A 23,167-nucleotide genomic window follows, 5' to 3' on the forward strand; every position below is an offset into this window, starting at 1 on the left:
AATCAATTAAATAAGAGTGATAATATTAACTTCCTGTCAATTTTTGATCAACCCATTCCAGTTACTGACTTTAAAGGAGACATGCAGTTTGATTATGCTTTTGATACGGAGAGGACTAAAAAGGGCTTTTATCAGGACGAACAAACAGGAGAAAAGCTCTTTGATGTCAAGGCCCTACAAATGAATGCTCGTACTTTCTCTTTTTTTAATTTGAGTGTTAAAAAAGGGACGACGATAGATTGGGATACTGTGAATTATGATTCGGGTGTCCTCCCCATACTCTTGGGTTCCGATTATAATGGTGTATACAATGTGGGAGATATTATCGAAGGAAGTTTATATTTTAAAAAGTATCAATTCGAAGTTGTAGGGATATTGAGAGAAAATTCATCTCTATTTTATCAAAACAATAGAAATACTTTTATTGACAACTACTTTATTATCCCCTATCCTCCAAAACTTCCTAAAGTGACGGAAAAAGATAAGGAATTTTATGGCATATTAAATTTTGCGATGATAAATGGCAACATAGCTGTCTCAAGAGATATGACGGGTACGGAATTACTCAATAAATTGCATGATATTTCTTTAAAGAGCAACTTTTCTCATTACACCTTACTGTCGATGCCCGCTTATTTGATTCAATTCAACTTTATGTACAATATTATTCAAAAAAACTTAAGCCTTATTTTTGGTGTGATAGCCTTACTAAGTCTATCCCTCTACATTGTATTGCGCTGTTTAGATAAAGTGATGATAAAGAGAAGGTTGAACATCATAAAATATTTTTGGATAAAAGGGTATCGTGCCCGTGATATAAAGTTTGTTGTCTTGAAGTACACCATGACAGAATATATGTTAAGTTCTATTATCTTTTTAGCTGTCTATTTAACTTCTTCCATAAAGCGATTAGAACTTTTATTTATCTTGCTTATCGCACAGGCAGGTTACTTTACCATTGATTTTATGATTTTAAAGAGTACCTATCTATCAAAATTAAAAAGGACTTATACTAATGATTGAGCTGAAGAATATTAATAAAAACATCATAAAAAACAAGCAAATAGAAAGAGTCTTGTTTGAAAATTTGAACTTCTCGCTTTCTGATTCCACCTCTTCTCTAGCTATAATGGGGAGAAGTGGGTCGGGAAAGACGACTTTATTAAATATTATTGCAGGGCTTGATATCAACTATGAGGGAGAATATTTTTTTAATCACCATTTAGTTTACAAAACGACTGATAAAATGGCAGATCTGAGACTAAAAAATATCAGTATCATCACACAGCACTATAATCTCTTAGATGATCGTAATGTCATGGAAAATATATTATTAGGGTTTAGGAAAAAAAGCGTTCAATCTAAAAGTGAAACAATGGAGTATTTAAAAATGGTTGGATTAGAGGGCTATGCACATAAAAAAATTAAATATTTATCTGGTGGCGAATGTCAACGTGTTGCCATAGCTCGAGCTATGGCGAAAGGACCAACACTATTAATAGCGGATGAACCTACGGGTGCTCTAGATGAAGAGACAGAGCGTATCGTATTAGATATTTTTCAAGAGCTAAAACGAAAAGGAACTAAAATAATCATCGCTACACATAGTAAAGAAGTCGCGAAAAGTTGTGAACAGGTAGTGGTTATTAAGGATAAAAGGCTTGAAGCTGTTAGGTTATGAGTTGGTATGATTAAAATATTTTCATTGTTTTATCGCTTAAATAGGAATTATTTTTTTCAGCATAATCTTCTTTTATCAGATTTAGGGCAATTATGGAAAAAAATAATCTTTAATTTTTATCTACTGATGCGCTGTTTCTTCTATCTTGCTTTTTTGGTGGCTGTCACAGTTTATACTTCGCAGATAAATGTGGCTACAGTGCACTTGCTATTGTCACAAATTCTATTGATGTCACTTTCTATTTTTGTATTTGCCAAACAAGCTAAGATGAGCAATCAAAAAATAAAAAGTTTACAGTTCCTACTGGGGAAAATATTTACAAAAGAAGAACGGTTTATAAATATAAAAAAAGTTGGATTGTATTATGCTACATATGTAATGGGAACTTTTATTTTGGTAGATATAGCAATACTTCCTTATTTTTTAAAATCAGGAATAGGGGGAGTCTTGCTTATGGTGTTTTGTCTAGTTATTACGACTTACTATGTTTATTCTAAGACGGTGGCTATTATGGACATAAAAAGAAGCGAGAGCCCCCGCTATCCATGGTATATTTCTTATTTTATCGTTGCTACAGTCACTTTGATGTTTCCAACAGTCTTAAAATCGCAAGATATTGAGCATTTGATAGGTTCATCTGGCTTTGGGATAATTGTAAATGTCATCTTTACGCTATTGATAATTCATATTTTAATGTTTCTTATCATAAAGCGAAATCCTGCCTTAAAAAACATTGAGGAGAAAAGAAATTTTAGAGGAATGACTCAGGAATTTTTTGAGGGCTATATAAAAGGCGCAGCTTTTTGGTTGGTTATTCCGGCAGGTCTTTTGGGAATGCTTCCTATAAGCGAGATAAGTAAGACGATTGTATTTGTAACACTTTTATCCTTTCTTTTAATGCCGAATATTTGTAGCAAACCAATGATAAACTACTTGAAAATGATAGGCTGGAATAAAAAACGCTTTTTAATCCAATATGGTTATAGGATTTTATTTTTCTTACTGGTTGTGCAGGTTATTTTGAATATATTTGTAAGATTGTCATTAACATTCTTTATGATTGGGCTTGTGTTAACGACAGTATTAGTTTTTAGCAGAATCATCGTTGGGATATTTATTATGGAAAGCGGACATAGCGACAATAAAAAAAAATAGATTACTATGGTTTGTTTGTCATAACATCGGTGTTTTTATTTGCTATGTTAGCGTATATGTTGAGAGAGTTATGAAAAAGATATTGATATTCTTTATAACCTTTTGGTTACCTTCAGCAGTAGTACTTATTATGTCTTTAGGAAGCAATAGTTCAGTTGTGGACAATCAAGATATTCCAGTATTGTCGTTTTCTACAATTTTTTTCAAGAATCTTTTAGTGTTAACTCTTCTGATTGTGGGAGGGCTCATCCATAAAAAGATAACATATTTTATTTTCTATTATAATGCTATTTATTTTTCAATTGTATTGGTAATTTCACATGATGTAACGAATAGCCTTTATCAAGTAGGGAAATACGGAATAATTGAAATATTTGCTTTTTCTTTGGGGTGCTTTATTGGAATTGATAAAAAATATAAATTAATATGGATTCCTGTCGTACTACTAATTATATCGGGAATAATTGAACATTTTGTAATTAAAGGAGCACTATGAGAGCAGAAAAATTATCCAAGAAATTTGGGGATACCTATATATTTAAAAATATTGATTTAGAGTTTAAACAAGGAAAGATATACAGTATTTTTGGAAGAAATGGGATTGGGAAAACCACCTTATTAAATATTTTAAATGGGACATTAGCATCAGATGGCGGAGAAATTTATGGTGCTGAAGAAGTGATATTGTTAGAGGATAATGAACTTCCCTTTGAATTTATGACAGCAAATGAATTCATTGATACGACCTTTACTTTTAAAGATCAAAAAATAGATTTTCAGGAGAAAGGAGAATTATTTAAGCAATTACATTTTCAACCCGAAAATAAGCTAATAAAGGATTTTTCCAAAGGTATGAAAAGTAAATTGTGTATCATCATAGCTCTATTATCGAAACCCCAAGTCCTGTTATTGGATGAACCTTTTTCAGATATTGATGTCATTAGTTTTAGAGAAATTACCGAAATACTGAAAAATAAAAAGAAGGAGATGAAAATTATTTTTTCTACCCATGTTTCTAAAATAGCCTTTGAATTATCGGATGATATCGTGTATCTAAAAGAAAATCACGCGGTATTTTTTGAAAATAATTTTCGAAAAGCGGATGAGTTAGAGAATTTCATTTTAAAAAAGATGTCAATCCTAGATGAAGTTTAAACTTTATTAAGCAAGCAAAAAGGAAAACAGATGAACAAAAAAGAAATAGTAATACTGATTATTCTAAGTACCGTATCGTTGATGCTGTTATTTATAAATCTTTCTCTAGGGGGAAGCAATAACTGGAATGTCATCATTTTTATCAGTTTAGGGATATATTTTAGAGAGGGTATTGAGATATTTATAGAAAGTAGGAAGAATAAGAAAAGAAAGAAGTAGGTGGTGAAGTATTATTCTCCAAGATAAACGTATAATTGACAGGGTTCATTTAACAAAAGTTCCATTACTGAATATGCTATAATTAAAACCATGAATAACACGATTAAAGCAAAGCTGGAACTCTTACCAGACAGTCCCGGCTGCTATTTACATAAAGATAAAAATGGAACTGTTATCTATGTTGGGAAGGCGAAAAATCTGAAACATCGCGTGCGTTCCTATTTTCATGGTTCCCATAATACAAAGACGGAGCTTTTGGTTAGCGAGATTGAAGATTTAGAATGGATTGTGGTTGAGTCAAACATTGAGTCACTGGTTCTTGAAATCAACCTAATTCAACGCTACAAGCCCAAATATAACATCATGCTTAAGGATGATAAGTATTATCCTTTTTTGACGATTACAAATGAAAAATACCCACGCCTGATGATTACGCGCCGTGTCAAAAAGGACGGTGCCATGTATTTTGGACCCTATCCAGATGTTAAAGCAGCCAATGAAGTCAAACGCCTCTTAGATCGTATCTTTCCTTTTCGAAAATGTGGTTTGCATGAAAAGAAAGTCTGCTTTTACTATCATATCCATCAGTGCCTGTGTCCGGTTGTGAATCATGTGGATCCACAAGTCTATAAAGATATGGCTCAGGAGGTCAAGCGATTTTTGACAGGGGATGATAAAGAGATTATCAATGAGCTCAAAGAAAAAATGTTTGCGGCTTCGGAAAAAATGGAGTTTGAACAAGCAGCAGAGTATCGTGATGTTATCAATTCTATCGGCACTCTAAGAACAAAACAGCGCGTCATGAACCATGACTTAAAAGACCGGGATGTTTTTGGTTACTATGTGGATAAAGGTTGGATGTGTGTGCAGGTCTTCTTTGTGCGACAAGGAAAAATGATTCAACGTGATGTCAATATGTTTCCTTATTACAATGAAGCAGAAGATGATTTCTTAACTTACATCGGACAGTTCTATCAAGCGGCCGAACATATGGTGCCAAAAGAAATTTTGATTCCGTCAGAGATTGATGTGCAGTCGGTAGAAGCGGTGACCCATACGAAGGTTCTCAAACCCAGCCGTGGTGAGAAGAAGCAGCTTGTTGCGATGGCGACTAAAAATGCACGGACTCAGTTACAATTGAAATTTGACCTCCTAGAAAAAGACCTGATTAAAACGCAAGGTGCTATCGAAAATCTCGGGAAAATCCTCAACATTCCAACTCCTGTCCGTATCGAATCTTTCGATAACTCTAATATTATGGGGACTTCGCCAGTATCGGCGATGGTTGTCTTTATTAACGGTAAGCCTTCAAAGAAGGATTACCGGAAATACAAGATTAAAACAGTTGAAGGTGCAGATGATTATGCTTCAATGCGTGAAGTAATTACGCGCCGTTATAGCCGAGCCATGCGCGAAGGTACTGCTTTACCTGATTTGATTGCAATGGATGGTGGTGCAGGGCAAGTCAACGCAGCCAAGGCTATTTTGAAAGAAATAGGTTTAGATATTCCTGTGGCAGGGATGGCTAAAAACGATAAGCACCAAACCAGCGAGTTACTTTTTGGAGATCCTTTGGAAGTTGTACCATTGAGTCGACAATCGCAAGAATTCTTTCTTCTCCAGCGTATTCAAGATGAAGTTCACCGATTTGCCATTACTTTCCATCGGCAAGTCCGGGGGAAAAATACTTTTTCTTCAAAACTGGATGGTATTACGGGGCTTGGACCGAAACGTAAGCAAAAACTGATGACGACTTTCAAGTCGCTTAAGGCAATAGCCGAAGCAGATGTGGCTCAGGTTGCTGAAGCAGGTGTACCTTATGAAGTGGCTGAACGTGTCAAGGAAGTTTTGGGAAAAGAAAATCAACAATAAATTCAAAAAGCGAATCAAAAAACGATTTGCTTTTTTATTTTTAGCACTTCCTTGCCTTGTACAAGGAGGTAAAACATACTGTTTTTGCCTGAAAACTTGTTATAATAGAGTTTATGAATAAAACCGAAATAGAAAAGTTCCAGCATGATTTGTTAGGATGGTACGCTATCCACAAAAAGCCTTTACCATGGCGTAAAAACACGCAGGCTTATTCTGTCTGGATTTCTGAAATTATGTCTCAGCAAACACAGGTTGAAACAGTTATGCCCTATTATCTCCGTTTTATGGAAAAATATCCACAGATTGCGGACTTAGCAGAAGCTGATGATGATGAGCTGTTGAAACTTTGGGAAGGTTTAGGTTATTACTCACGGGCACGAAATTTAAAAATAGCCGCCCAGCAGGTAATGACAGAATTTCAAGGGGAATTTCCTGACAAGTTAGAAGATATTAAAAGTCTGCAAGGTATTGGTCCCTATACTGCAGCGGCCATTGCTTCGATTGCTTTTGGCTTACCTGAACCCGCCATTGATGGAAATTTGATGCGCGTGACGAGTCGATTATTTGAGATTGATGCAGATATTTCGAAGGCTGCTTCTCGTAAAATATTTGATAAAAAGCTGAGAGAACTTATTTCAGAGGAAAATCCTGGAGATTTTAACCAAGCACTCATGGACATTGGTTCAATGGTATGTACGCCTAAAATTGCCAAATGCGAGATTTGTCCTTTAGCTGCCTATTGTCAAGCCAGACCTAAAGGCACGCAACTTAAGTATCCTGTCAAGAGTAAAAAGATAAAGCAGCAGCATATTTACTACAATGCTTATGCATTAAAAAATTCACAAGGTGAATACTACCTCCAAAGACGTCCGACAACAGGTTTACTTGCTAATATGTGGACTTTTCCCATGCAAGAGATTTCCAAAGAAGAGTTTGATAATGAGGCGTTATTATTGCCCACCAATCTTCCAGATAGTATTTCACGTATGACAAAAGTCGGAGAAATCACTCATGTTTTTTCCCATTTGAAGTGGTTTGTTCAAATTATTGAGTGTATTCCAGAGGAAAATTTTGTTCTTCAAGAAGAAAAACTGAATGAAAATCAACTTTGGGTTAAGCTTTCCGACCTTTCTAAAGTAGCGCTACCGACACCACAGGTCAAAATGTTTAAGTTTTTTAAAGATTAGTTTTCCCCTGAGAAATGCAAACGTTTTACTTTTTTGGTATAATTATAGCAGTTTAGAAAAAAGATTTTTTGTGAGAGTGTTCGCAAAAGGTCGAAAAATGGAGGCACTCATGACAACTATTGATTTTACTGCAGAAGTAGAAAAGCGCAAAGACGCAATGCTTGAAGATTTGTTTGAACTTCTTCGTATTGATTCAGCAATGGATATGGACAACGCGGATAAGGAGAACCCATTTGGTCCTGGACCTCGTAAAGCCCTTGACAAATTCTTGGAATTGGCTGAGCGTGACGGCTACCAAACTAAAAACTATGACAACTACGTTGGTCACTTTGAATATGGTGAAGGCGATGAAGTTTTAGGTATCTTTGGTCACTTGGACGTTGTTCCTGCAGGTTCTGGCTGGGATTCAAACCCATTTGAACCTGAAATACGTAACGGGAACCTTTACGCACGTGGTGCTTCAGACGATAAAGGCCCAACTATGGCTTGTTACTATGGTTTGAAAATCTTGAAAGACCTTGGTGTCCCATTGTCTAAAAAAATCCGTTTCATCGTGGGTACAAACGAAGAAACAGGTTGGAAAGATATGGACTACTACTTCGAACACTGTGAATTACCATTGCCAGATTTTGGATTCTCTCCAGATGCGGAATTCCCAATCATCAATGGTGAAAAAGGTAATGTTACAGAATACCTTCACTTTGACGGAAAAAATGCTGGTCCTGTAGTACTCCACTCTTTCAAAGCTGGTTTAGCTGAAAACATGGTTCCAGAGTCTGCAACTGCAGTAATCTCAGGTGCGACAGACCTTCAAGCAAAATTGGAAGCTTTTGTTGCTGAAAATGCAGACAAAAACTTGCGCTTTGACCTTGAAGAAGCTGACGGTAAAGCAACAATAACAGTTTATGGTAAATCTGCACACGGTGCAATGCCATTTAAAGGAATTAACGGTGCAACTTATCTTGCTAAATTCCTTAACCAATTTGACTTTGAAGCTGGTGCAGCTGCCTATATCAAACTTGCTGCTGAAACATTGATCGATGACCACGAAGGTGAAAAATTAGGCACAGCCTATAATGACGAGCTTATGGGTGCAACTTCAATGAATGCAGGTGTTTGGAACTTTGACGAAAACGGTGAAGGTACGATTGCTCTCAACTTCCGTTTCCCACAAGGAACTGACCAACATAAAATCAAAGCAGTTCTTGAAGCTCTTGAAGGCGTAAAAGAAGTAACCATGAACGATCACGTGATGGAACCTCACTACGTACCAATGGAAGATGAACTCGTTTCTACATTGATTAGCGTTTACGAAAAACACACTGGCCTTAAAGGTTACGAAACAGTAATCGGTGGTGGTACATTCGGTCGCCTCCTTAAACGTGGTGTTGCTTACGGTGCAATGTTTGAAGGTGAAGAAGATACAATGCACCAAGCAAATGAATACAAACCATTGGATGCCCTCTTCAAATCAGCAGTTATCTATGCTGAAGCAATTTACGAATTGGCTAAATAATAAGAATTATGTATATTTTACGGCAGTAGATGAAAATCTGCTGCTGTTTTTTGTTTCTGGGAATAAAAGAAAAAATTAAAATAAAGTGTCTAAAATTTTGATATAATAGAGGAATGATTTACGGTATAGGGATAGATAATGTTGAAATATCTCGCATTATCCAAGCAGTGGAACACAATGCTAAGTTTGCACAACGCGTTTTAACAATAAGTGAGTTTACTCATTTTGAAAGTTTTACCTCAAAAAAACGGCAGATAGAGTTTTTAGCTGGACGTTGGGCAGCAAAAGAAGCCTTTTCAAAAGCATTGGGAACAGGTTTTGACAGTCAACTTTCCTTCCATCAAATAGAAATATCTAAAAATGATAAAGGAAAACCTTACTTTTTAAAGCATCCCTTTGCTGGACAAGCACATTTGAGTATCTCACATAGTAACCAAGAAGCAGTGGCTATGGTTCTTTTGGAAAGTAGAGACTGAAAACAAGAAAGGGATAGATATTATGAAAGCAGCACCACACCGTCACACACCAGCCGTCATTAAGTTGTCAGCGATTGAGAATAATGTCAAAAAGATGCGAAAGCACATTGGTGATAAACCAGAGCTTTGGGCAGTCGTAAAAGCCAATGCCTATGGTCATGGTGCAGTTGCGGTTGCACAGCATATTGAGGGTCTTGTGGATGGTTTTTGTGTCTCAAATTTTGATGAAGCTATCGAACTTCGCCAGCAGCTGATTATCAAACCAATTCTGGTTTTATCAGGGATTGTTCCAGAGCATGCGGAGATTGCTGCCAGCCAACACATTACTTTGACTGCACCAAGTTTAGAGTGGCTCCAGCAAGTCATTGCTTCCAATAAAAATAAACATTTTTCGCGTCTGAGAATTCATATCGCGGTAGATACAGGTATGGGACGGATTGGTGTGACAACAGCTGAGGAAGCGAATCAAATTATTGCGCTTGCGGAACAGTATAACATCACGGTTCGAGGAATTTTTACACATTATGCAACTGCTGATGAAAAGGACACTACACAGTTTGAAGAGCAAAAAGCCAAATTTGATGCTTTGGTAAGTCAACTCAGTTATCGACCAAAGTATGTGCATTCCACAAATTCTGCAGCAGGCTTATGGCAAAATCAAGACGTCCAAGATATTGAACGCATTGGCCTAGCTATGTATGGCTTAAACCCAAGTGGCGATGCGTTAGAATTGCCTTATGAGTTAGAGCCGGCCTTGAGCTTGCATTCAGAGCTGACGCATGTGAAAAAAATTCATAAAGGAGATACAGTGGGCTATGGAGCAACTTTCCGTGCAGAAGAAGACACCTATGTGGGCACAGTTTCAATAGGGTATGCGGATGGTTGGACACGAGATATGCAAGGCTTCAAGGTTCTTGTTGATGGACAGTTTTGTGAAATCATCGGGCGCATTTCTATGGATCAAATGACGATTCGCCTTCCAAGACACTATGACATGGGAACTCTAGTGACTTTGATAGGGAAAAACGGGGATAAAGAAATTACGGTTCAGGATATTGCAAATTGGCGGCAAACCATCGGTTACGAAGTGATTTGTCTCTTATCGGATAGAATTTACCGTGTATATGAGGAATAAGAACTGCTTTGATGCAGTTCTTATTTTATTACGATTCTATATAAAATACTACAAAATTTAGTCAGTTTGACATTTTGTTTAAAAATGATATAATTATGTTAAATATAGATGAGATAAAATTAAGAAAGGTGAGGAAAAGGATATGATAAAAGTATATACTGTCATGGCTTGCAGTTCTTGTAAAAAAGCCAAAGAATGGCTAACTAATCATGGATTAGAGTTCGAAGAGATTAATTTAGTAACAGATAAAATAGATCCAGAAGATTTCCTTAATATTTTATCTTTGACTGAAAATGGCACAGAGGAGATAATATCGACAAGAAGCCGTGCTTATAAGCGCTTGTCTTTAGATTTTGAACGTTTGTCCCTTCATGAACTCGTCGCTATAATTGAGGACAACCGTACGCTTTTACGTCGACCATTGATTCTTGATGATAAGCGACTCCAAGTTGGTTATAATGAGGATGATATCCGAAAATTTTTGCCCCGTTCTGTTCGACGCGTGGAGATGCTTGAAGCGACATATAATATCCGCCAGTTAGATGTGGAACGTACTTTAGAGGAAAAAGCGCAATAAAATAAAAGTGAAATGTAGAGGTTTCATTTTTATTTTATTGCGCTTTTTTAGGAATCATGGTAACTGAGAAACTCAAAGATATACGGGTATTTAGGAAGTAGAACCCTATTTCGAAAGAGAACAGCATGGAAATGAGCCTTAATGTTTCTTGATATGAAAATTTTTATGATGAAGTTAAGAATATAATTCGTCCTCGAGCAAAGAGTATCTTTCAATAGAAGAAGAGTTTGAGGGAACGCCGGACTTTTTCTTTATGTTATGGGAGTAACTGGGGGAACATAAGCAACATAAAAGTTTATATTTTGTTAAAATAGATTCAGAATATAGAGGAGTAAATAAAATGATAACAGCTATTGCAACAGATATGGACGGAACATTCTTGGATGAACAATCTACTTATGACAAAAAGTACTTCTCTGCCCTCCAGCAAAAAATGAATGCCAAAGGAATTCGCTTCATCGTGGCAAGTGGTAATCAGTATTTTAAGTTAAAGTCTTATTTTGAGGACATTAAAGATATTATTTTTATCTCTGAAAATGGCGGCATCATTACCATCAATGATGAAGTGGAGATAGTCGCAAGTTTTAACTCAAAAGAGGTGGGCCAAGTTCTCAGTTTGCTTGCAGATTTAAAGATTCCTGTCGTTGTCTGTGGTGCGAAGAGCGCTTATACTTTAGAGAGTGTTTCAAAAGAATTTGAAACTTTTGCTCATAAATATTATGAAAAACTAGAGCTTCTTTCTTCTTTTGAACAGCTACCAGAAGATACAGTGGTTAAATTTGCAACAATTATCCCCGAAGCAGAGTTAGCTACGGTCACAGCAACACTGAATAGCCATTTTAAAAAAGGGATAAAGGCCGTGACAAGCGGCAATATCTATCTGGATATCGTTCTTGAAGGCAGCAATAAAGGTGCAGCTCTTGAGAAAGTTTTGCGAGAGCTTGAACTTTCCCCTCAAAACTTAGCCTCCTTTGGTGATGCGAATAATGATTTAGAAATGTTAGAGATGTCCGGCTATTCCTATGCTGTAGCGAATGCCAATGACCAAGCGAAAGCAAGAGCGAAGTGGATTATAGGAAGTAATAAGGAGAAAGCCGTACTTTCTCAGATTGAAAAAATCATTCAGTGAAAAGCAGGAAAAAGTACAACTGAGGCGTACTTTTTTATTTATGTTTTTTAATATAAAAACTTAAGAAAGTATTAAGAAATTAAGCTAAAAACTGTTAATAAATTTCTGTTATACTAATTTCATCAAGTAGAAATGAGGGAAAGGATGAAACATACTGTTTTAATTGTAGATGATGAGAAAGACATACGTGAAGCGATTGCACTTTATCTGAAGAATGAAGGAATACGTGCCGTTCAAGCAAAAGATGGCGTGGAAGCACTGGAGGTTCTTGATAAAGAAGAAGTTCATTTAATTATCATGGACGTCATGATGCCTAAGCTTGATGGCATTGAAGCTACTTTTAAAATCCGACAATCTCAGCAGATTCCTATCCTAATGCTGAGTGCTAAAAGTGAAGATACGGATAAAATTTTAGGCTTGCAAATTGGGGCTGATGATTATTTAACCAAGCCTTTTAATCCTTTAGAATTAATCGCTCGCGTCAAATCACAACTTCGAAGATATACCTCTCTGGGGAGTTACGAAAAAGGAGAAAAAGTAGTTCAGCTCCGTGGCTTGACCATTGATCAAGAAGGTAAAGAAGTGAGAGTGGATGGGGAATTGATAAAGTTAACACCTACAGAATTCAAAATTATGGAATTATTGGCTTGCAATGCTGGAAAAGTTTTCTCAATTTCAGAAATCTATGAACGAGTTTGGCAAGAACCAGGTTTTAATGCAGAAAATACTGTAGCTGTACATATAAGAAAAATTCGTGAAAAAATAGAAGTAAATCCAAAAAATCCAAAATATTTAAAGGTGGTATGGGGCATTGGTTATAAAATGGAAAAATAAGTTTGGAGTGAGTATCGGGCTAGCTTTACTTCTTTTGGGGGTAAACAGTTTAGTTTTTACAGCATTGAATGCTGATCAATATATTTTTAATGATTATTTTCAGTCAAAGTACTTCAAAGAAGAAATTTCGACTTTAGAAGAAGCGCTAATCAATACTCAGGTAAATCCTAATTTACCAATAGAGGTGACGACAGAAGACATTGAAGAATACCGCATGAATCAGCCAGACAAGTATACGCAAGTGGCAACGATTAAAGAGGATCCTGTCTTCCTTGAACGTCTCAGTAAAGCTAAAGAAGCTGGCGACAAATCACTTGTAAGAAGACTTGAGGACGAGCAAAATAAAAAGTTAAGTGAAGTGGATAAATTATTCACAGATGATAAATACGTCACAGAAAAAATAAGAGAGCAGAAAAAAGAACTCATTGCGCAGCAGAAAAAAGCTTGGATGCCACAATATAAAGAGCTTTCAGCAGATATTAATTATCAAGTGACCGAAACAAGCTCGGGGAAATATCTTGATAATATCTCTGAAAATAAAACTTTTGCAACAGCGAAAACTTTATTCAAAGGCAATATAAATGAACTTAATTTTGACGGTCCCAATCGCTTTGACGGTCAAATTATTATATTAAAAAATAGCAACTTTGATCAAAGAGCATCTTTTAAGAGTTTTACAGAAATGAAAAACCTGACGATTGGACTTCTTTGTGTGAGTATTTTAAGTTTTGCAGCCTTTCTAGTATACTGGAAAAAAGCAGCACAAGATAAGGACTTGCTTCTGGAGAAAACCAAAACATGGGATAAAATAGCTCTTGATGGACAGATTTTCATTGCCTTGATCCTTTCCCTCCTTTACTTATCACTCATACGTGAGGCTAGAGTCACATGGAATCTTATACCTTTTCTCAAAGAATATTGTTGGGCTTTCTTCGTGCTCTATCTGCTCGTTCTTGGAGGTTGGGGGATTTACTACAGGGCAAAGGATAGAGAAAATTGGAAGAAAACCTATGTTTCTAGAAGCTTCTCTCTCTTAAAAGAAGCTGCCAGCAATTTTTCAACAGGTTCGAAAGCTTGGTTCATTTTCTGGAGTATGCTGGCAGCCGCCCTTGGTTTTCTGCTTGCACTGATGTGGGGAGGACAAGCCATTGTTCTTTACTTGTTCGTGCTTGTGGTTTATCTTTTGCTTCTCTTCGTTTATTTGCTGAGAAGGTTGGCCATGTTTAATCAGACAGTAAAAATTATTGAGGCGATTGCTCAAGGGAAGAATGCTGAAGTATTAAAAGTCACACCCAGGGGAAAAACTGTTTTTCGAGAAGTTTCTGAAAATCTCAAAAAAATAAATGAAGAAGTGAAATCTTCAAAAAGTCAGCAAATAAAAAGTGAGCGCCTGAAGACAGAGCTCATTACGAATGTTTCACATGATTTAAGAACACCTTTAACTTCAATCATCACTTCTGTTGATTTATTGCGTAACGCAGAACTTTCCCAAACCGAAAAAGAAAAATATATTGAAGTCATTGATCAAAAATCAAAACGTCTGAAAGTTCTTATTGATGACCTTTTTGAAGTTTCAAAAATGGCTAGCGGAAACATTGAGTTGAAAAAAAGTAAAGTTGACCTTGTACAATTGCTAGAGCAGTCACTGGCTGAACTCTCTGAAAAAATAGAAGCTTCCTCACTGAAATTTATCACACAAACGGATAAGGAACTGTTGGCGGAAGTGGATGGGGATAAGATGTGGAGAGTTTTTGAAAATTTAATCCACAATATTTTGAAATACTCGCTGGAAAAGAGTAGAGTTTATATTTCTGCCCATAAAAGTGCTGAAAATACGATTGATTTGGTCTTTAAAAATATTTCGCGAGAAGAACTGGGAGAAAATAGTCAAGAATTGTCACAGCGCTTTAAAAGAGGAGATTTATCGAGAAATACATCAGGTTCAGGTTTGGGGCTAGCCATAGCTCAGTCGATTGTGGAAGCACATGACGGTCGTTTCCTTTTAGAAACAGATGGAGACTTGTTCAAAGTAACTCTTTCTTTGCCAAGTCCGTAATTTTAAAAGAAAAAGCACCGAACAGTGCTTTTTTTTTACTTTTTATGATGTTCAAGCTTTTCCTTCACATCTTCTACAGCATCTTCAGAGGCTTCTTTGATGTCCGCAGCAACTTCTTTCACCTTACCGATAGTTTTATCAAGAATGCCTTCAGCTTTCTTCTTGTTGTCACCTGTAACATCACCAACAACTTCTTTAGCGCTACCTTTAAGTTTGTCTGTTGTACCTTTGTCGACCATACAAAATTCCTCCTTATTATTTTGTTTCTAACTTTATTCTACTGCTTATGTTCTGCTTTTGCAAGATATTCAACTTACAAATTTTTTATTTTAAAATCATATTAAGTTTGAAAAATGAGAACGGAATAAAATAAGTTCATATATTTGACTCTTAATGATTAAACTGTTAAAATTTCTCTTAAAGTGACACTGTGTCATTTTTTGAAAAATAGAAGGAGGAAATAGAGTGCCTAAAGCTACATACCTAAAGCTTCCAAAAGAAAAACAGCAGCGCATCTACGCGGCTTGTAAGACAGAATTTGCCGATAAACCCTTCCATCAGGCAACGGTCAGAAACATTGTGCAAAGTTTAGAGATTCCTCGGGGAAGTTTTTATCAATATTTTGAAGATTTAACGGATTGTTATATGTATGTCCTGTCTCAAGAGACAAGTGAGCTTCACCAACTTTTCTTAGATGCAATCCAAAAATATCCGCTTGAGAAAGCGGTAGACGAATACAAGCATTTACTACTAAAGGAACTCGTGCATAATGAAAATTACGCCATCTACAAATATCGCTTTTTAGATTGGAACCACGAGTTGACTTTAGCTTGGAAAAAGTATAACCCTCAAACATTTGTGAGTAAAGAGCCTGTTTCGCCAATGATTTCCGTGTTTAAAGCGGTTGTACACGATCTGGTTTACAGATTATTTGCGGAAGAGTGGAGTGATCAAGAGTTTGTAGCGCACTATGACAGTGAAGTCGCAGTGGTTATGAATGGCCTTTCCGGCAGCCAAAATCATCAGTAAAGAAGAGAACATTAAGTTCTCCAAGGAGTTGTATTATGTTTTTATCACTAAAAGAAATATTTTATTACAAGACAAGGTACACTTTGATTGCAACAATCATATTTTTGGTTTCTTATGTTGTTTTCATATTGTCAGGTCTATCGACTGGCCTTGCAGACCAGTTTAAACAAGCTGTAGTGGATTGGAATGCAGAAAAGATTGTTCTGTCAGACAGTTCGAATAATATTTTATCTGCTTCTCAAATTTCAAAAACAGAGTTAGATAATATTGAAGGAGACGAATTATCTCCCGTTTCGATTTTTTCAACATCGATCAATCAAGGAGAAGATAAAAGAGAGAATATTACAGTCATGGCGCTTCCAATCGGCTCTGACATTCTACCGAATGTAAAGGAAGGCAACGATTTTTCGGAAGATAAAAAAGAAATCGTCATCCCAGAAAATCTTGCCGACAAGGGTTATAAAGTTGGAGACAAGATAAAGGTAGGGAATAACGATACAGAGTTAAAAATCGTTGGCATTGCCAAACCGACTTACTACTCCGCAACACCTGTCGTCTACAGTTCATTTACTACGCTTTCCGCAATTAAAAACATGAACGCAGCCGCCGCAGATGGTTCTGTGAATGGTGTCATTGTAAAATCTGGTCAAGTAACCTTGAAGGGTTCAAGCTCAGATAAATTAAAAGTCATCACAACTTCTGAACTTATCAACAACATTCCTGGTTATTCCGCACAGAAAACAACACTGAGCGCGATGATTTATTTCTTGTTCTTGATTGTGCTGCTCATTATTGCCGTCTTTATGTATGTTATCACGCTTCAAAAAGTTCCCATCTTTGGGATTATGAAGGCACAAGGGATTTCAAACTTCCTTATCATGAAGTCCATCTTATGGCAAAGTTTCTGGCTGGCACTGGTTGGTGTTGTTGTAGCTTTTGGTGGGAGCTATCTCACAAGCTTCGTGCTTCCGCAAGCCATGCCATTTGCCATTGATTTTTCTATCTGGACAATTTATGGTTTCGTATTGATTATCGTGTCCATACTGGGTTCTGTATTTTCACTGTATACGATAAGAAAAATTGATCCTACTCAAGCGATTGGAGGTTAAAATGAAAGATATTCTACTTATGGATAAAGTCACAAAGAGCTTTGGTAAGGGGCGAACAGAAGTTCAAGCCTTGAAAGGCATTGACTTACGGGTGAAAGCTGGGGAATTCATCTCAATCATTGGTCCTTCAGGTTCTGGTAAAAGTACTTTTCTAACAATTGCTGGAGGGCTTCAGTCTTCAACAACAGGGACAACAAAAATCAATACGATTGATTTTAATAAACTTTCAGAAAAAGAACGCTCCAAAGTAAGATTTAAAGAAGTGGGTTTTATCTTGCAAGCTTCGAACCTCATTCCTTATTTGACCGTCAAAGAACAGTTGAAACTTGTGGATAAGATAAATAAAAAGAACATCAATCGAGAGAAAATAGATGAAATGCTCGACGCCTTAGATATTTTAGAGCTACAAGATAAATATCCTGGGGAACTTTCTGGTGGTGAGCGGCAACGTGTTGCAATCACACGTGCACTCTATAATAATCCGAGTTTGATCTTGGCAGACGAACCAACAGCCAGCTTAGATACAGAAAGAGCTTATCAAGTTGTGGATATTTTGAGAAAAGAAGCACATGAAAAAAATAAAGCAACCATTATGGTGACACATGATGCACGGATGATCAAAAATAGTGATAGCGTATATCGTATTGAAGACGGAAATCTCTACAGAGAGTAGATAAGGTTTAGAATTGGAGAGATACAGAGCAAAGAGAGAGGTGAAGCTGTTCAAAAGTCAAAAGGTTCATTTTCCTAACTTTTCTTCGGAAGATTGGGAGGAGTCTCTAGATTGCCAAAGATATTTTTATCAATGTTGGTGTTTGGATAGATGCAGTACACTTATAATCTCAACACTGTTCTTGCAATATTGAATTCTAACTTAAGTTCATGAGACAGAAGTTCTGACAATATTCTAAAAGAACTTCTATAATGTGAAAAAAACCATAAGGCACTCATTCAGCCTTGTGGTTTTTATCTCCAAGGAGATGCGTTATGAAACTTTTTTGGATAGTTTCAAGCAAATGATGAGGGAATTTTTTCTTGTACAGACTGTTTATCGCCTGACCTATCTATACATACTCTATAAATTGTTTGATGCCCGTAATGCTTAGACTTAACTTTTTTAGTCATTTGAAGATCCCAAGGCTTCTGATCTTCGTGTGATAGCTGGAAATAATCCTTCTTTATCATAATATATTAGTATTATATTGAACAGGTAACATTGTAAGCGGCGAAAGTTCTGATAGAAATAGTCCAAAGCATATGGAAATTAAAGTTTTTTTCTCCCGTTTTTTGTGGAAACTGATATAATGATTCTAAGAAACTGAGATAATGTTAAGTTTCGTAATTTTGTAAGGTTTCTGGAGAAGCGCAGACTTCCCCCCTTTGAATGAAAGAGGTTTTGTATGAGTTATTCGAGTGACAAGTCGTTTAATAAGGCTACTTCAGCAGGCTTTATTATTGCGCTTGGTGTAGTTTATGGTGATATTGGGACAAGTCCTTTATATACCATGCAGTCGATTGTTTCAGGACAAGGTGGCCTTCAAAATATTTCGGAGAGTTTTATCTTAGGAGCTGTATCGCTAGTTATCTGGACTTTAACGGTGATTACAACAGTTAAGTATGTTTTGATTGCACTTCAAGCGGATAATCACCATGAAGGGGGAATATTTTCACTCTTTACCTTGGTACGTCGTATGGCTAAATGGTTAATCATACCAGCTATGATTGGAGGAGCGACTCTGCTTGCAGATGGGGCTTTAACACCAGCAGTCACAGTAACATCTGCTGTTGAAGGTTTAAAGGGAGTACCAGGGTTAGGAGAAATTTACGCCAATCAATCATGGGTTGTTGTGACCACGCTTATTATTTTGGCGGTTCTTTTCCTTATTCAAAGGTTTGGTACAGGACTTGTTGGGAAGCTGTTTGGTCCGATAATGTTTATCTGGTTTGCTTTTTTAGCTGCAACAGGCCTTTTTAATTCCTTGACAAATCTAGAGATTTTTAAAGCTATCAATCCCTACTATGCTCTGCATCTTCTCTTAAGTCCAGAAAATAAGGCTGGTATCTTTATCTTAGGTTCTATTTTCTTGGCTACAACAGGAGCAGAGGCACTTTATTCTGACCTTGGACATGTAGGGCGAGGAAATATTTATAGGAGCTGGCCTTTTGTTAAGTTGGCTATTGTTTTGTCTTATTGTGGTCAAGGCGCTTGGTTGCTCGCGCATAAAGGGGGAGACTTGGAAGGAATGAACCCCTTCTTTGTCATCATACCTTCTGAGATGATGATTTATGCGGTTATTTTAGCAACTTTTGCCTCAATTATTGCTTCCCAGTCTTTAATCTCAGGATCATTTACGTTGGTTTCAGAAGCGATTCGTTTAAAACTCCTGCCAATGATGCGTATCTACTACCCAGGAAAAACTTTAGGTCAACTGTATATTCCAGCAGTGAATCTGGCCTTATGGCTAGCAACCAGTGGCATTGTCCTGTATTTCAGAAGTGCCGAGCATATGGAGGCAGCTTATGGCTTAGCGATTACTGTTACGATGTTGATGACAACAGTTCTCTTGTCTTACTATTTGATTTACAAAGGTGTTAAGCGCATCTTGGCTTATTTAATTGCTGCCTTTTTTGCCAGTATCGAATTCATCTTTTTCATCGCCTCTGCAGCAAAATTTGTCCATGGTGGTTATGTTGTTGTTATCATGGCAGCATTGATTGTGTTTGTAATGTTTATCTGGTTTCAAGCAAATAAAAGTGTGAATAAGTATATCAAATCCTTGAACCTTAACGACTTTAAAGGGCAACTTAAAGCTTTAAAAGAAGACAGAGAGTTGGACCTTTATCAGACCAACATTGTTTATTTGAGTAATAAAATGGAAGGTGATTTTATTGATCGCTCCATCTTATATTCTATTTTGGATAAAAGGCCAAAGAAAGCAGAAGTTTATTGGTTTGTTAACGTCAAGGTTACAGATGAACCGTGGACTTCGGAATATGAGGTAGATATGATGGGAACAGACTACATTGTCAAAGTTCATCTTTACTTAGGATTTCGCATGAAACAAGAGGTCCCACGCTATTTGAGAACAATAGTGAAAGACTTAATCGCATCAGGAAGGTTACCTAAGCAAAAACAAAAATATACGACAATGCCAGGCCGAAATGTCGGTGATTTTAGATTTGTTGTTATTGAAGAACGTGTGACAAATGCACAAGAGCTTCCAAGTTTTGATCGATTTGTTTTGAAAGCCAAAGCTGCCATCAAACGATATACAGCTACGCCAGACCGCTGGTTTGGCTTACAGTTCTCAGAAGTTTCCTTGGAAAGGGTGCCCTTAATCTTATCAGATGTACATAATTTGAATATTTATGAGCGTGTCAAAACGGAGGAAACTGAGGAAGATACGTTTGAAAATGTGAGAAAGGAAAACTCGACAACTGAAAAATAGGAAGGGATTCTAAAAATAAAAGCAGGATTCTCAACTATGCGATTCTATTTCCATGAATTTTGAATAAAGGGACTTTTTCAGCAGTTTTAACGTTTTTTCCAGTTACTGTTTTACTTTAGTATCAATGCCCCATTAAGACAATCAAAAAATGAACAACTGAGAAACAATTGTGAAATATTGTGATATTATAATACTATAAGTAAAAGACAGCGATAGAGTAAATAGAATTCATAGGAATTTATGGAAAATAAGGTTGGGGGATATAAAACGTGAAAAAACATCAAAAAATATTAATGCTCAGTGTCTTGGTAATGTCTTCAGTGCAAGGCGGAGTAGTAGAGGCAAGTGAAGTATTTTTAGATACTAAGGAAGAGCGTGCCCAAGTAACTTCTAGTCCTGAAAAGAGTGATACTTTAGAGAACAGTGGATTTAACACGAATGATTCAGAGATAGCCGATGAACAGGTGTTTCCACCGGAGGGTTCAATTGAAGATAGCGGTTCCGAGGATAAAAGTTCTTCAGGATTAGACAATGAAACAGAAAAGAGCGGTTCAAGTCAAAAAATTGGAAATGAAAAAGTTATAGAGGAAGGTACAGCTGAAAAGCCTAAGAAAACTGATGCTTCGGAAGAAGCTAGCAGGGAAAGTACTTTTCAAGAAAATTTATCAAGAAAAAATCTTCCAAAGGTTCCTGTAAGGCTTAAGCCATTACCGGTAAAAAATTCAGGTTCTCCATTTAGAGATACATCACGGTCAATATTTAAAAATCATATCAATTGGATATATAGTCGAGGAATTACGACAGGATATACACCAACAACATATAATCCCGAAGCGAAGGTAACTCGAGGGGAGATGGCTGTATTTCTTTACCGACTAGCAGGTATTTCAGCTTATAATCCTCCGTTTAACGTTTATACAGATGTGAGTCAGTACAAAAATCAAATTCTTTGGTTGACTGCAGCAAATATTTCAAATGGAACAGTACCACACTATAACCCAAAAGGTAAGGTGACACGAGGACAAATGGCTGCATTTCTACATAGAATGGCAAAAGCATCAGGAAAAGCTCCTGTTTCTGGAAAATATAATCCAAAATTTTGGGATGTCAAAGACAGTATGTTTAAAAATGACATTGGTTGGCTAAGTTCGAAAGGAATTACAACAGGATATACACCGACCTCCTTTAATCCTGATGCAGACATTACACGTGGGGAGATGGCTGCCTTCCTTTATCGCTTTTATAATGTTACAGTAAATAATCAGAAACTTCCCCCTGCTCCACAACCCTATGCGAATCAGCCTGTATATTATTCTCAGCTTGATTCAAGATGGAGAAATATCAGATTAAATGCGTCTAACGTAGGTGTATCAGGCTGCGTTCCTACGAGTCTCGCGATGATTTTACGAGGCAGTTATGGAATGAATGTAGACCCAGGAATTGTGGCTAAAAAAGCTGACACTATTAGTCGCGAAAGTTTTGGTCTTTCGGGTAGGGATTTGATAAATACAGCCAAGTCATATGGTCGTAATGTTGAAGTGATTCATAATAAGGAAAGAGCCGCTTCCTTACTAAAAGCAGGATATCCATTAGTCTTTTACATCAATGTAGGGATTGGTCATGCAGTAGTTGTTTCTGACTATAATAATGGCCTGGTAAATGTTAACGATCCTTATGGTAAATTATTCTATCCCACAGGTAAAACGAGTTTAAATGAGTTGTGGGGACGTCCTAGTCAAGATGCAATGGATTGGAACGCAGGGAGACCCGTCTTTGCGGTTAAATAGGAGAGATGACATGAAAAAGTTAGTTGTGATATTTGTTTTGGTCATAAGTTTTTGGGGGTTATCTGGATGCAATCATGAAGCAACAGAGAAGCAATCTCCAAAACAATCCGGCTCAGAAATGTCTAAGAGTGAAAAAAGTACAGAGCAGTCTGAATCAGATAAAACAAAGGAATCAACAAGTACAAAAGAAACTGCTCCCGAGAAAAATGAGGGGGCAGAAAATTCTAAAGTATCAGATAATCCACAAGCACCCAATTCAGACGACACTATAAGAACTGAAGAAGGAAGGGCGACAGATTTAGGCAAAGCACGTATTATTTTATACGAGGCAGGGATTGACTCTCATTCATTAACGAATGAGGAAATCTTAAGGATATGGAAACGTTCGCAAGGGACTAAGGATTTCGTAAAAAACATAAGAGAAGTATTAGCGAAAAATGGCCATTAAATATTTCTGACAAAATGTTCAAAAGAAGATACAGGAGCTAGTTGTCAGAGAATTAACAGCATTTATCAGGAATACTCAAAAAATTTAGAATTCATTAATAATTGCTAGTGAAAGTTGTGAGGGTGATGTCCTGTAACAGTGAAATCGAGAAATATCAGTTTCTCGATTTTTTGTGTATAGGCAAGTAAACTCTATCAGAAAAGTAAGCTCAAAGTGAATATTGTTTTAACCTAAATGTAACGGTAGAAACTTCAAAAAGAAATGAAAGATAAATTAAAAACCTTGAATTAGAAATTTTATTATGATAAATTTAGGAAAGGAGAAGTTCGCCCCCAAAACAATTTTTTGGAAGA

Annotated in this window: 22 protein-coding genes; 21 read left to right on the top strand and 1 reads right to left on the bottom strand. The window is 36.6% G+C overall.

Annotated features, from left to right (window positions below; translation table 11 throughout):
- Positions 1-81: 81 nt before the first annotated feature.
- The 15 genes from NFR51_RS01310 to NFR51_RS01380 all read left to right on the top strand — a co-directional run bounded on the left by NFR51_RS01310 (position 82) and on the right by NFR51_RS01380 (position 14,992).
- A complete protein-coding gene (locus NFR51_RS01310) occupies positions 82-1,023 on the top strand; it encodes a hypothetical protein (protein ID WP_251711967.1) in 942 nt (313 codons plus the stop codon).
- Positions 1,016-1,681, top strand: coding sequence for an ABC transporter ATP-binding protein (locus NFR51_RS01315; protein ID WP_251711968.1), 666 nt, complete (start codon positions 1,016-1,018; stop codon positions 1,679-1,681). The genes NFR51_RS01310 and NFR51_RS01315 overlap by 8 nt, the downstream gene beginning before the upstream one ends.
- Before the next feature lie 6 nt (positions 1,682-1,687).
- Entirely contained in the window at positions 1,688-2,836 is a 1,149-nt protein-coding gene (locus NFR51_RS01320) for a hypothetical protein (RefSeq protein ID WP_251711969.1), read from the top strand.
- A gap of 70 nt (positions 2,837-2,906) precedes the next feature.
- Entirely contained in the window at positions 2,907-3,332 is a 426-nt protein-coding gene (locus NFR51_RS01325) for a hypothetical protein (RefSeq protein WP_251711970.1), read from the top strand.
- On the top strand, positions 3,329-3,991 hold the full coding sequence (locus NFR51_RS01330; RefSeq protein ID WP_251711971.1) for an ATP-binding cassette domain-containing protein: 663 nt from the start codon (positions 3,329-3,331) through the stop codon (positions 3,989-3,991). The genes NFR51_RS01325 and NFR51_RS01330 overlap by 4 nt, the downstream gene beginning before the upstream one ends.
- A 30-nt stretch (positions 3,992-4,021) precedes the next feature.
- The gene (locus tag NFR51_RS01335) at positions 4,022-4,210 is read left to right on the top strand and encodes a hypothetical protein (RefSeq protein WP_251711972.1); all 189 of its coding nucleotides are present in this window, start codon (positions 4,022-4,024) and stop codon (positions 4,208-4,210) included.
- A 90-nt stretch (positions 4,211-4,300) separates the two neighbouring features.
- Complete coding sequence (gene uvrC, locus NFR51_RS01340; RefSeq protein ID WP_251711973.1) at positions 4,301-6,082, top strand: excinuclease ABC subunit UvrC; 1,782 nt, start codon at positions 4,301-4,303, stop codon at positions 6,080-6,082.
- Positions 6,083-6,195: 113 nt separating this feature from the next.
- Entirely contained in the window at positions 6,196-7,269 is a 1,074-nt protein-coding gene (gene mutY / locus NFR51_RS01345) for an A/G-specific adenine glycosylase (protein ID WP_251711974.1), read from the top strand.
- A 109-nt stretch (positions 7,270-7,378) separates the two neighbouring features.
- Positions 7,379-8,785: a dipeptidase PepV gene (pepV, locus tag NFR51_RS01350; protein ID WP_251711975.1), complete on the top strand. Its 1,407-nt coding sequence runs from the start codon at positions 7,379-7,381 to the stop codon at positions 8,783-8,785.
- Between the two features lie 113 nt (positions 8,786-8,898).
- Positions 8,899-9,261, top strand: coding sequence for a holo-ACP synthase (gene acpS, locus NFR51_RS01355; RefSeq protein WP_251711976.1), 363 nt, complete (start codon positions 8,899-8,901; stop codon positions 9,259-9,261).
- 22 nt (positions 9,262-9,283) lie between these two features.
- A complete protein-coding gene (gene alr / locus NFR51_RS01360; RefSeq protein ID WP_251711977.1) occupies positions 9,284-10,396 on the top strand; it encodes an alanine racemase in 1,113 nt (370 codons plus the stop codon).
- 142 nt (positions 10,397-10,538) lie between these two features.
- Positions 10,539-10,973, top strand: coding sequence for a Spx/MgsR family RNA polymerase-binding regulatory protein (locus tag NFR51_RS01365; protein ID WP_251711978.1), 435 nt, complete (start codon positions 10,539-10,541; stop codon positions 10,971-10,973).
- A 340-nt stretch (positions 10,974-11,313) separates the two neighbouring features.
- Complete coding sequence (locus NFR51_RS01370; RefSeq protein ID WP_251711979.1) at positions 11,314-12,102, top strand: Cof-type HAD-IIB family hydrolase; 789 nt, start codon at positions 11,314-11,316, stop codon at positions 12,100-12,102.
- A 144-nt stretch (positions 12,103-12,246) separates the two neighbouring features.
- Positions 12,247-12,936: a response regulator transcription factor gene (locus NFR51_RS01375; RefSeq protein WP_251711980.1), complete on the top strand. Its 690-nt coding sequence runs from the start codon at positions 12,247-12,249 to the stop codon at positions 12,934-12,936.
- Positions 12,914-14,992, top strand: coding sequence for a sensor histidine kinase (locus NFR51_RS01380; RefSeq protein WP_251711981.1), 2,079 nt, complete (start codon positions 12,914-12,916; stop codon positions 14,990-14,992). Before NFR51_RS01375 ends, NFR51_RS01380 begins: the two co-directional genes overlap by 23 nt.
- Before the next feature lie 35 nt (positions 14,993-15,027).
- On the opposite strand, the gene NFR51_RS01385 is transcribed toward NFR51_RS01380, so the two are convergent.
- On the bottom strand, positions 15,028-15,231 hold the full coding sequence (locus NFR51_RS01385; protein ID WP_251711982.1) for a CsbD family protein: 204 nt from the start codon (positions 15,229-15,231) through the stop codon (positions 15,028-15,030).
- Between the two features lie 226 nt (positions 15,232-15,457).
- On the opposite strand from NFR51_RS01385, the gene NFR51_RS01390 reads away from it, so the two are divergent.
- The 6 genes from NFR51_RS01390 (at position 15,458) to NFR51_RS01415 (ending at position 22,814) form a co-directional block, all read left to right on the top strand.
- A complete protein-coding gene (locus tag NFR51_RS01390) occupies positions 15,458-16,021 on the top strand; it encodes a TetR/AcrR family transcriptional regulator (protein WP_251711983.1) in 564 nt (187 codons plus the stop codon).
- A 35-nt stretch (positions 16,022-16,056) separates the two neighbouring features.
- Entirely contained in the window at positions 16,057-17,130 is a 1,074-nt protein-coding gene (locus NFR51_RS01395) for an ABC transporter permease (protein WP_251711984.1), read from the top strand.
- Between the two features lies 1 nt (position 17,131).
- The gene (locus NFR51_RS01400) at positions 17,132-17,803 is read left to right on the top strand and encodes an ABC transporter ATP-binding protein (RefSeq protein ID WP_251711985.1); all 672 of its coding nucleotides are present in this window, start codon (positions 17,132-17,134) and stop codon (positions 17,801-17,803) included.
- Positions 17,804-18,530: 727 nt separating this feature from the next.
- Entirely contained in the window at positions 18,531-20,579 is a 2,049-nt protein-coding gene (locus tag NFR51_RS01405) for a KUP/HAK/KT family potassium transporter (RefSeq protein WP_251711986.1), read from the top strand.
- A gap of 269 nt (positions 20,580-20,848) precedes the next feature.
- Complete coding sequence (locus NFR51_RS01410) at positions 20,849-22,366, top strand: S-layer homology domain-containing protein (protein WP_251711987.1); 1,518 nt, start codon at positions 20,849-20,851, stop codon at positions 22,364-22,366.
- Positions 22,367-22,376: 10 nt separating this feature from the next.
- Positions 22,377-22,814: a hypothetical protein gene (locus NFR51_RS01415; protein ID WP_251711988.1), complete on the top strand. Its 438-nt coding sequence runs from the start codon at positions 22,377-22,379 to the stop codon at positions 22,812-22,814.
- Positions 22,815-23,167 lie beyond the last annotated feature (353 nt).

This window comes from Lactococcus ileimucosae, from assembly GCF_943193185.1.
GTDB classification, from domain to species: Bacteria; Bacillota; Bacilli; order Lactobacillales; family Streptococcaceae; genus Lactococcus; species Lactococcus ileimucosae.

Excerpts from the sequence above, each read along its gene's own strand:
- NFR51_RS01310 (WP_251711967.1), top strand. The coding sequence starts at position 82 with ATGCAGTTTGATTATGCTTTTGATACGGAGAGGACTAAAAAGGGCTTT.
- NFR51_RS01315 (WP_251711968.1), top strand. The coding sequence starts at position 1,016 with ATGATTGAGCTGAAGAATATTAATAAAAACATCATAAAAAACAAGCAA.
- NFR51_RS01320 (WP_251711969.1), top strand. The coding sequence starts at position 1,688 with ATGATTAAAATATTTTCATTGTTTTATCGCTTAAATAGGAATTATTTT.
- NFR51_RS01325 (WP_251711970.1), top strand. The coding sequence starts at position 2,907 with ATGAAAAAGATATTGATATTCTTTATAACCTTTTGGTTACCTTCAGCA.
- NFR51_RS01330 (WP_251711971.1), top strand. The coding sequence starts at position 3,329 with ATGAGAGCAGAAAAATTATCCAAGAAATTTGGGGATACCTATATATTT.
- NFR51_RS01335 (WP_251711972.1), top strand. The coding sequence starts at position 4,022 with ATGAACAAAAAAGAAATAGTAATACTGATTATTCTAAGTACCGTATCG.
- uvrC (WP_251711973.1), top strand. The coding sequence starts at position 4,301 with ATGAATAACACGATTAAAGCAAAGCTGGAACTCTTACCAGACAGTCCC.
- mutY (WP_251711974.1), top strand. The coding sequence starts at position 6,196 with ATGAATAAAACCGAAATAGAAAAGTTCCAGCATGATTTGTTAGGATGG.
- pepV (WP_251711975.1), top strand. The coding sequence starts at position 7,379 with ATGACAACTATTGATTTTACTGCAGAAGTAGAAAAGCGCAAAGACGCA.
- acpS (WP_251711976.1), top strand. The coding sequence starts at position 8,899 with ATGATTTACGGTATAGGGATAGATAATGTTGAAATATCTCGCATTATC.
- alr (WP_251711977.1), top strand. The coding sequence starts at position 9,284 with ATGAAAGCAGCACCACACCGTCACACACCAGCCGTCATTAAGTTGTCA.
- NFR51_RS01365 (WP_251711978.1), top strand. The coding sequence starts at position 10,539 with ATGATAAAAGTATATACTGTCATGGCTTGCAGTTCTTGTAAAAAAGCC.
- NFR51_RS01370 (WP_251711979.1), top strand. The coding sequence starts at position 11,314 with ATGATAACAGCTATTGCAACAGATATGGACGGAACATTCTTGGATGAA.
- NFR51_RS01375 (WP_251711980.1), top strand. The coding sequence starts at position 12,247 with ATGAAACATACTGTTTTAATTGTAGATGATGAGAAAGACATACGTGAA.
- NFR51_RS01385 (WP_251711982.1), bottom strand. The coding sequence starts at position 15,231 with ATGGTCGACAAAGGTACAACAGACAAACTTAAAGGTAGCGCTAAAGAA.
- NFR51_RS01395 (WP_251711984.1), top strand. The coding sequence starts at position 16,057 with ATGTTTTTATCACTAAAAGAAATATTTTATTACAAGACAAGGTACACT.
- NFR51_RS01400 (WP_251711985.1), top strand. The coding sequence starts at position 17,132 with ATGAAAGATATTCTACTTATGGATAAAGTCACAAAGAGCTTTGGTAAG.
- NFR51_RS01405 (WP_251711986.1), top strand. The coding sequence starts at position 18,531 with ATGAGTTATTCGAGTGACAAGTCGTTTAATAAGGCTACTTCAGCAGGC.
- NFR51_RS01415 (WP_251711988.1), top strand. The coding sequence starts at position 22,377 with ATGAAAAAGTTAGTTGTGATATTTGTTTTGGTCATAAGTTTTTGGGGG.